The 7,671-nt window shown below is 59.7% G+C and carries 8 protein-coding genes; 3 read left to right on the top strand and 5 right to left on the bottom strand.

The features are described 5' to 3' along the window. Window positions 1-198: 198 nt before the first annotated feature. Window positions 199-357, bottom strand: coding sequence for a DUF3309 family protein (locus tag CKW18_RS13505; protein WP_169432680.1), 159 nt, complete (start codon window positions 355-357; stop codon window positions 199-201). A 300-nt stretch (window positions 358-657) separates the two neighbouring features. Here CKW18_RS13505 and CKW18_RS13500 point away from each other — a divergent pair, with 300 nt between their 5' ends. The 3 genes from CKW18_RS13500 to csrA all read left to right on the top strand — a co-directional run bounded on the left by CKW18_RS13500 (window position 658) and on the right by csrA (window position 2,203). After that, window positions 658-1,473: an SDR family oxidoreductase gene (locus CKW18_RS13500; protein WP_095189254.1), complete on the top strand. Its 816-nt coding sequence runs from the start codon at window positions 658-660 to the stop codon at window positions 1,471-1,473. 63 nt (window positions 1,474-1,536) lie between these two features. Next, window positions 1,537-1,869 carry a YnfA family protein gene (locus CKW18_RS13495; RefSeq protein ID WP_003226957.1) on the top strand — a complete coding sequence of 111 codons (333 nt, stop codon included), beginning with the start codon at window positions 1,537-1,539 and terminating at the stop codon, window positions 1,867-1,869. Between the two features lie 148 nt (window positions 1,870-2,017). After that, entirely contained in the window at window positions 2,018-2,203 is a 186-nt protein-coding gene (gene csrA / locus CKW18_RS13490) for a carbon storage regulator CsrA (RefSeq protein WP_095189253.1), read from the top strand. Between the two features lie 5 nt (window positions 2,204-2,208). On the opposite strand, the gene CKW18_RS13485 is transcribed toward csrA, so the two are convergent. The 4 genes from CKW18_RS13485 to CKW18_RS13465 all read right to left on the bottom strand — a co-directional run bounded on the left by CKW18_RS13485 (window position 2,209) and on the right by CKW18_RS13465 (window position 7,475). Beyond that, window positions 2,209-2,436: a YheU family protein gene (locus CKW18_RS13485; protein ID WP_003192759.1), complete on the bottom strand. Its 228-nt coding sequence runs from the start codon at window positions 2,434-2,436 to the stop codon at window positions 2,209-2,211. A gap of 185 nt (window positions 2,437-2,621) precedes the next feature. Further along, window positions 2,622-3,812 (bottom strand): osmoprotectant NAGGN system M42 family peptidase, encoded by a 1,191-nt coding sequence (locus tag CKW18_RS13480; protein ID WP_095189252.1) that lies wholly within the window; start codon window positions 3,810-3,812, stop codon window positions 2,622-2,624. Between the two features lie 141 nt (window positions 3,813-3,953). After that, entirely contained in the window at window positions 3,954-5,699 is a 1,746-nt protein-coding gene (gene ngg, locus CKW18_RS13470) for an N-acetylglutaminylglutamine synthetase (protein WP_095189251.1), read from the bottom strand. Window positions 5,700-5,702: 3 nt separating this feature from the next. Then, window positions 5,703-7,475, bottom strand: a complete 1,773-nt coding sequence (locus CKW18_RS13465; protein ID WP_095189250.1) for an N-acetylglutaminylglutamine amidotransferase — start codon at window positions 7,473-7,475, stop codon at window positions 5,703-5,705. Window positions 7,476-7,671: the final 196 nt, after the last annotated feature.

The raw sequence follows: 7,671 nt of genomic DNA, 5'->3' as shown, positions 1-7,671 counted from the left end.
GGGAACATCCCCAAATATCTCGCAGAGTTGCATGCCTCAGCCCCGCATTATGTCCTGCCACATCGACGCGAGGAGCGCATTTATCCTCGGGCAATCAGGCTCAAATCGCCGAAGTATCCGATCAAAAACAAAAATGCCAGTCAGCTTAACTGACTGGCATTACCCTGAAAAGGGCCTCTTTTTTTTACGTTTGAGTCGTTATATCCGACCGAGTAACAACAGCACCAGCAGCACGACCAACACCACGCCGATAATGCCCGATGGACCGTAACCCCAACTTCTGGAGTGCGGGAAGACTGGCAGACCACCGATCAGCAACAGGATCAGGATAATGATAAGAATTGTGCCCATGTCTATTTCCTTGTTGAAAGTGTTCGAGAAGTCTTGGTGTTCAAGGGCGACTGGAGACTAAGTATTTCCAGACGGCTTATAAATTCCGACTGGTGCGCGTGACAGAAAATTCAATGTTTTTTTAATGTATTTGGATCGCGCTCTTATTTCCTTTTCCACTGCTGCAAGTTCAGAACTTAGTCCCTCTCAACGGATCAAACGCGCCACGGTTTGCCCCCACCATTCAGCAATCTGATGGAGCGAGGCTGGCGGCTGATCCTTCGCTACACTCGGCGCATCTTCCCAAGAACAACAAGGCTGTCCGCTATGCAAAATCGCATGATGATCACTGGTGCAGGCTCGGGCCTGGGTCGCGAAATCGCGCTGCGCTGGGCGCGTGAAGGCTGGCAACTGGCCTTGTCCGATGTCAGCGAACCCGGCCTGCAGGAAACCCTGAAAATGGTCCGTGAGGTCGGCGGCGACGGCTTTGTTCAACGCTGCGATGTGCGTGATTACAGCCAGCTCACCGCGTTCGCCCAGGCCTGTGAAGAGAAACTCGGTGGCATCGACATCATCGTCAATAATGCTGGCGTGGCGTCTGGCGGGTTCTTCAGCGAACTGTCGCTGGAAGACTGGGACTGGCAGATCGCGATCAACCTGATGGGCGTGGTCAAGGGCTGCAAGGCGTTTTTGCCGCTGCTTGAGCAAAGCAAGGGCAAGATCATCAACATCGCCTCCATGGCCGCGTTGATGCAAGGCCCGGCGATGAGCAACTACAACGTTGCCAAAGCGGGCGTAGTGGCCTTGTCAGAAAGCCTGTTGATCGAACTGGCACAGCAGGAAGTCGGCGTGCATGTGGTGTGTCCGTCGTTCTTCCAGACCAATCTGCTCGATTCTTTCCGTGGTCCGACCCCGGCGATGAAGGCGCAGGTTGGCAAGTTGCTGGAGAGTTCGCCAATCACCGCTGCGGACATCGCCGATTACATCTATCAGCAAGTGGCTGCCGGCGAATTCATGATCCTGCCCCACGAGCAGGGGAGAATGGCCTGGGCGATCAAACAGAAGAATCCGCAACTGCTCTACAACGAAATGACCTCCATGGCCGAGAAAATGCGCGCCAAGGCCAAACAGAGCAACGGCTGAACTTGCCCCACAAGTGCGGCGTGGTTAGGGTGGCCGCAATGGTCACCCTGTCGAGACGCGTCAATGCTCAATTATCTGTGGTTCTTTCTCGCGGCACTGTTTGAAATCGCCGGTTGTTTTGCCTTCTTCATGTGGCTGCGCCAAGGCAAAAGTGCCCTGTGGGTGATCCCCGCGCTGCTCAGCCTGACCTTGTTCGCGCTGTTGTTGACGCGTGTTGAAGCGGCCTATGCCGGTCGTGCCTATGCCGCTTATGGCGGGATCTACATCGTGGCGTCGATCGGCTGGCTGGCTGTGGTCGAGCGTGTTCGGCCGTTGGGTTCGGACTGGATCGGCGTGGCGCTGTGCGTGATCGGTGCCAGCGTGATTTTGTTTGGTCCACGCTTTTCTGCCGCTTGAGGCGAAGCCTGTATAGCGATTTGCAGGAAACATCTGAAGGGCACTGCGCTACGACGTTGTAGGGCATTACTGATTTGCCCGCGACGCATTGTAGAGCCGCCGCAAGCCGCGCATCTTCAGGGTTCGTTAACCTTGAAGGACGAATCTCATGCTTGTGCTCAGCCGTGTCGTTGGTGAGTTGATATCAATCGGTGATGACATCACCTTACGCGTTCTGTCAGTGAACGGCTCCAGCGTGCGCTTTGGCGTCGACGCACCGCAGAAGGTCAACGTGCACCGCGCGGAGGTCTATGAGCGAATCCAGCGCAAGCAGGCCACGCAAAAAGTGCGCTGAGGATTTCAATCGAACAGATGCTTGGGCACATCGTGCTTGAGCATCAACTGGCACTGCTCGCTTTCCGGGTCGAAGACAATCAGCGCCTGGCCCTTGGTCAGCGCCTGGCGTACGCGCAGCACGCGGGTTTCCAGCGGCGTGTCATCGCCGTTGTCAGTGCCATCGCGGGTGACGAAATCTTCGATCAGGCGGGTGAGGGTGTCGACTTCAAGCGCGTCGTAGGGAATAAGCATGGGCACCTCGGCTAAATCAATGGCGGGATGCTACGGCGATTGGCGATCGACTGCCAGTTTTGTGCTGCTTGATCTGGCCCCTTCGCGAGCAGGCTCGCTCCCACATTTGGAATGCGTTTCCCTGTGGGAGCGACGGTGCGACGATTCGACCTGCTCGCGAAGGCGATGGTTCTGGCAACAGAGATTTAATTGTCCGAGCGCTGCCCCACCAGACTGTCCACTGGCGGCACTCGCGTTTCGCTCTCCATCTGCGTGTCATGTTCGATCTGATGACTGAAGCGATCCAGCGAAGCATTGGCCGGCGCCGCATCGCTGGCGAACACCGGAGGGCTCAGGATGTACGCCCCGAGCAAGCGACTCAGCGCTGCCAGACTGTCGATGTGCGTGCGCTCATAACCATGGGTTGCATCGCAGCCAAAGGCGAGCAGGGCGGTTCGAATGTCGTGGCCGGCGGTCACCGCCGAATGTGCATCGCTGAAGTAGTAGCGGAACAGGTCGCGGCGCACCGGCAGTTCGTTTTCCACGGCCAGACGCAGCAAGTGCCGCGACAGGTGATAGTCGTACGGCCCGCCGGAATCCTGCATCGCCACGCTCACCGCGTGTTCGCTGGAATGCTGTCCGGGCGCGACCGGTGCGATGTCGATGCCGACGAACTCGCTGACGTCCCACGGCAATGCTGCCGCCGCGCCGCTACCGGTTTCCTCGGTGATGGTGAACAGCGGATGGCAGTCGATCATCAACTCCTGGCCGCTGTCGACGATGGCTTTAAGCGATGCCAGCAGCGCAGCGACGCCGGCCTTGTCATCCAGGTGACGGGCGCTGATATGGCCGCTTTCGGTGAACTCCGGCAGCGGATCGAACGCCACCACATCGCCGACGCTGATGCCCAGCGAGTCGCAATCGGCCTTGGTCGCGCAGTAGGCATCCAGGCGCAGTTCGACGTGATCCCAACTGATCGGCATCTCATCCACGGCAGTGTTGAACGCATGCCCGGAAGCCATCAGCGGCAACACACTGCCGCGAATCACGCCGTTGTCGGTGAACAGGCTGACGCGACTGCCTTCGGCAAAACGGCTCGACCAGCAGCCGACCGGGGCGAGCGTCAGACGCCCGTTGTCTTTGATCGCCCGAACGGCGGCACCAATGGTGTCGAGATGCGCCGAGACCGCGCGATCGGGACTGTTCTTTTTACCCTTGAGCGTGGCGCGAATGGTGCCGCGCCGGGTCATTTCAAAAGGGATGCCGAGTTCTTCCAGACGCTCGGCGACGTAGCGCACGATGGTGTCGGTGAACCCGGTTGGGCTAGGAATGGCGAGCATTTCCAGAAGGACTTTTTGCAGGTAGTTGAGATCCGGTTCGGGGATTTGCGTGGTCATGGAAACTCCTGATGGGTTGAGCACTGATCGTTCCCACGCTCGGCGTGGGAATGCAGCCCGGGACGCTCTGCGTCCCAAGAGAGGACGCAGAGCGTCCGGTGAAGCGTTCCCACGCCGAGCGTGGGAACGATCAGGAAATGTTCAGACAACCGGCTGACTGTGCGGAAACAACAAATCGACAAACCGCTCAGCCGTCGGTTGCGGTTCATGGTTGGCCAGGCCTGCGCGTTCGTTGGCTTCGATAAACACGTACTCCGGTTGATCCGCCGCCGGCACCATCAAATCAAGGCCGACCATCGGAATATCCAGTGCGCGCGCCGCCCGCACCGCCGCATCCACCAGGGTCGGATGCAGAATCGCCGTGACATCCTCCAGCGTGCCGCCGGTGTGCAGATTCGCCGTGCGCCGCACAAACAGATGCTCGCCCGCGGGCAAGACGCTGCTGTAGTCGTAACCGGCCGCATGCAAAGTGCGCTGGGTTTCGTGATCCAGCGGGATTTTGCTTTCGCCACCCGTGGCCGCTTGCCGGCGTCGGCTCTGGGCTTCGATCAGCGCACCAATCGAATGCTGACCATCGCCGATCACTTCCGCCGGACGACGAATCGCTGCCGCCACCACTTCAAAACCAATCACCAGAATCCGCAGGTCGAGACCTTCGTGGAAACTCTCCAACAGCACTCGGCTATCAAATTGCCTGGCCGATTCGATGGCCTGCTGCACCTCTTCGATGCTCTGCAAATCCACCGCGACGCCTTGGCCCTGTTCTCCGTCGAGTGGTTTGACCACCACCCGCTGATGCTCGTCGAGAAAGGCCAGATTGTCGTCGGCGTTGCCGGCCAATTGCTGCGCGGGCAGCTTGAGCCCTGCGGCTTTCAGCACTTTGTGAGTCAGGCTTTTGTCCTGACACAAGCTCATGCTGATCGCACTGGTCAGGTCGCTCAGCGATTCGCGGCAACGCACTCGGCGCCCGCCATGACTGAGGGTGAACAGTCCGGCTTCGGCGTCATCCACTTGCACGTCGATACCGCGACGATGGGCCTCTTCGACGATGATCCGCGCATAGGGATTGAAGTCGGCTTCCGGCCCTGGGCCGAGGAACAGCGTCTGATTGATGCCGTTCTTGCGCTTGATCGCGAAGGTCGAGAGGTTGCGGAAACCGAGTTTGGCGTAGAGGTTTTTCGCCTGGCGGTTGTCGTGCAACACCGATAGATCCAGATAGCTCAGGCCGCGACTCATGAAGTGCTCGATCAGGTGCCGCACCAGCACTTCGCCGACACCGGGGCGCGAGCACTGCGGATCAACCGCCAGGCACCAGAGGCTGCTGCCGTTTTCCGGGTCGTTGAACGCCTTGTGGTGATTCAGGCCCATGACGCTGCCGATCACCGCGCCGCTGTCTTCATCCTCGGCCAGCCAGTAAACCGGGCCGCCCTGATGACGCGGGGTGAGCAGCGTCGGATCGATCGGCAACATGCCGCGCGCCTGGTACAGGTGATTGATTGCCTGCCAGTCCGCGTCACTTTGCGCACGCCGAATACGAAAGCCGCGAAATACTCGGGTGGACGGGCGATAGTCGCTGAACCACAGCCGCAGGGTGTCGGACGGGTCGAGAAACAGTTGCGTCGGTTCGAGGCCGAGAATCTGCTGCGGCGCGGCGACGTACAGGGCGATATCACGCTCGCCGGGCTGCTCGTTGAGCAGCTCCCGGGCCAGTGTCGCCGGGTCGGGAAAAGTATGCCCGATCAGCAACCGGCCCCAGCCGCAATGCACGGCAATCGGGGCGGTGGCGAGTTCGCTGCCGTCTTCGGCCAGACGCGCCTGCAAACGTTCATACGACGGAGTCTGGCCGCGTATCAGGCGTTGGTTAATGGCCGTGGCGTGGGGTTTCATCAATCAGATTCCTTGTTCACTGAGCCACAGGTTCAGGGCCGCCAGTTGCCACAGCTTCGAACCGCGCAACGGCGTCAGTTGGCCTTGCGGGTCAGTCAGCAGTTTGTCGAGCATGGCCGGGTTGAACAGGCCGCGATCCTGGCTCGGATCAAGCAGCAGTTCGCGCACCCAGTTCAGCGTGTCACCCTGCAAATGCTTGAGGCCAGGCACCGGGAAGTAGCCCTTCTTGCGGTCGATCACTTCACTCGGAATGACCCGTCGTGCGGCTTCTTTCAGCACTTGCTTGCCGCCATCAGGCAGCTTGAATTTGCCGGGAACCCGCGCCGACAGTTCGACCAGTCGATAGTCGAGAAACGGTGTGCGCGCCTCCAGCCCCCAGGCCATGGTCATGTTGTCGACGCGTTTGACCGGGTCGTCCACCAGCATCACCGTGCTGTCCAGACGCAGGGCCTTGTCCACCGCCTCATCAGCGCCGGGTTGGGAGAAATGTTCCTTCACGAAGTCACCGGCGGCGTCATTGGCGGTCAGCCATTTCGGTTGCACAGTGGCGGCGTAGTCGTCGTAGCTGCGGTCGAAAAATGCCTCGCGATACGCCGCGTAAGGATCGGCCGCGCCGTCCACTTGCGGGTACCAGTGATAACCGGCGAACAGTTCGTCAGCGCCCTGGCCGCTCTGCACCACTTTGCAGTGCTTGGCCACTTCGCGCGACAGCAGATAGAACGCGATGCAGTCGTGGCTGACCATCGGCTCGCTCATCGCACGGAACGCGGCGGGCAATTGTTCGATGATCTCTTTCTCGTCGATGCGCAGTTGGTGATGTTGGGTGCCGTAGTGCTTGGCGATCAGGTCGGAGTACTGGAACTCGTCGCCGCGCTCGCCACCGGCATCCTGGAAACCGATAGAAAAGGTCGACAGGTCTTCCACACCGACTTCACGCAACAGGCCGACCAACATGCTCGAATCGACGCCGCCGGACAGCAATACACCGACATCCACGGCCGCGCGTTGACGGATCGCCACGGCTTCGCGAGTGCTGTCGAGGACGCGGTCGACCCAGTCTTCGAGGGTCAGATTTTTTTCGTCATCGTGGGGGCCGTACGGCAAGGTCCACCAGGTTTTCTGCTCGGTGGTGCCATCGGCGTCAACGCGCATCCAGGTCGCTGGCGGCAGTTTTTCGATGCCGGCCAGCAGCGTGCGCGGTGCAGGCACTACCGCGTGGAAATTCAGATAGTGATTGAGCGCCACCGGGTCGAGGATCGGGTTGATGTCGCCGCCCTTGAGCAATGCCGGCAGGGCCGAAGCAAAGCGCAAGCGCTGGCCGGTGCGCGACAGGTACAACGGCTTCACGCCGAGACGGTCACGGGCGATGAACAGACGCTTGGCGTCGCGCTCCCAGATGGCGAAGGCGAACATGCCGTTGAGTTTTGGCAGCAGTGCTTCGCCCCAGGCGTGATAGCCCTTGAGCAGCACTTCGGTGTCGCCACCGGAATAGAAGGCGTAGCCCAGCGTTTCGAGTTCGGCACGCAGTTCCGGAAAATTGTAGATCGCGCCGTTGAAGGCCAGTGACAGGCCCAACTGGCTGTCGATCATCGGCTGCGCCGAGCCGTCCGACAGGTCCATGATTTTCAAACGGCGATGGCCCAGAGCAATCGGCCCTTGGGCATGGAAACCCCACGCGTCAGGCCCGCGAGGTGCCAGGTGATGGGTGATGCGTTCTACCGCTGCAAGGTCTGCAGGTTGTTGATCAAAACGTAACTCGCCAGCTAATCCGCACATAAAGTCCTTACCGGTTTTTCCGTTGGGGAGAGGGGTCAAGCCGTACCTCGCAAAGGGCGGGTACTCAGAAACTGACCTGCTGCGGTAAGTGGAGTTTTAGAACGATAAGTTATAAGCGGGCTTGTCTGACCGGCGGACCATTAGCAGATTCAACGCTTATCCGTGCGGTATATAGATAGGGCAAACATTGCATTTT

Origin of the sequence: Pseudomonas sp. Irchel 3E19 (assembly GCF_900187585.1) — a bacterium.
GTDB lineage: Bacteria > Pseudomonadota > Gammaproteobacteria > Pseudomonadales > Pseudomonadaceae > Aquipseudomonas > Aquipseudomonas baetica.
Note: the sequence above shows the minus strand (reverse complement) of the source record. Positions and strands in the feature narration are given on the sequence as shown.

What these genes read in the sequence shown, in the direction of transcription:
- CKW18_RS13500 (WP_095189254.1), top strand. Translation starts at nt 658, where the DNA reads ATGCAAAATCGCATGATGATCACTGGTGCAGGCTCGGGCCTGGGTCGC.
- CKW18_RS13495 (WP_003226957.1), top strand. Translation starts at nt 1,537, where the DNA reads ATGCTCAATTATCTGTGGTTCTTTCTCGCGGCACTGTTTGAAATCGCC.
- csrA (WP_095189253.1), top strand. Translation starts at nt 2,018, where the DNA reads ATGCTTGTGCTCAGCCGTGTCGTTGGTGAGTTGATATCAATCGGTGAT.
- CKW18_RS13485 (WP_003192759.1), bottom strand. Translation starts at nt 2,436, where the DNA reads ATGCTTATTCCCTACGACGCGCTTGAAGTCGACACCCTCACCCGCCTG.
- CKW18_RS13480 (WP_095189252.1), bottom strand. Translation starts at nt 3,812, where the DNA reads ATGACCACGCAAATCCCCGAACCGGATCTCAACTACCTGCAAAAAGTC.
- ngg (WP_095189251.1), bottom strand. Translation starts at nt 5,699, where the DNA reads ATGAAACCCCACGCCACGGCCATTAACCAACGCCTGATACGCGGCCAG.
- CKW18_RS13465 (WP_095189250.1), bottom strand. Translation starts at nt 7,475, where the DNA reads ATGTGCGGATTAGCTGGCGAGTTACGTTTTGATCAACAACCTGCAGAC.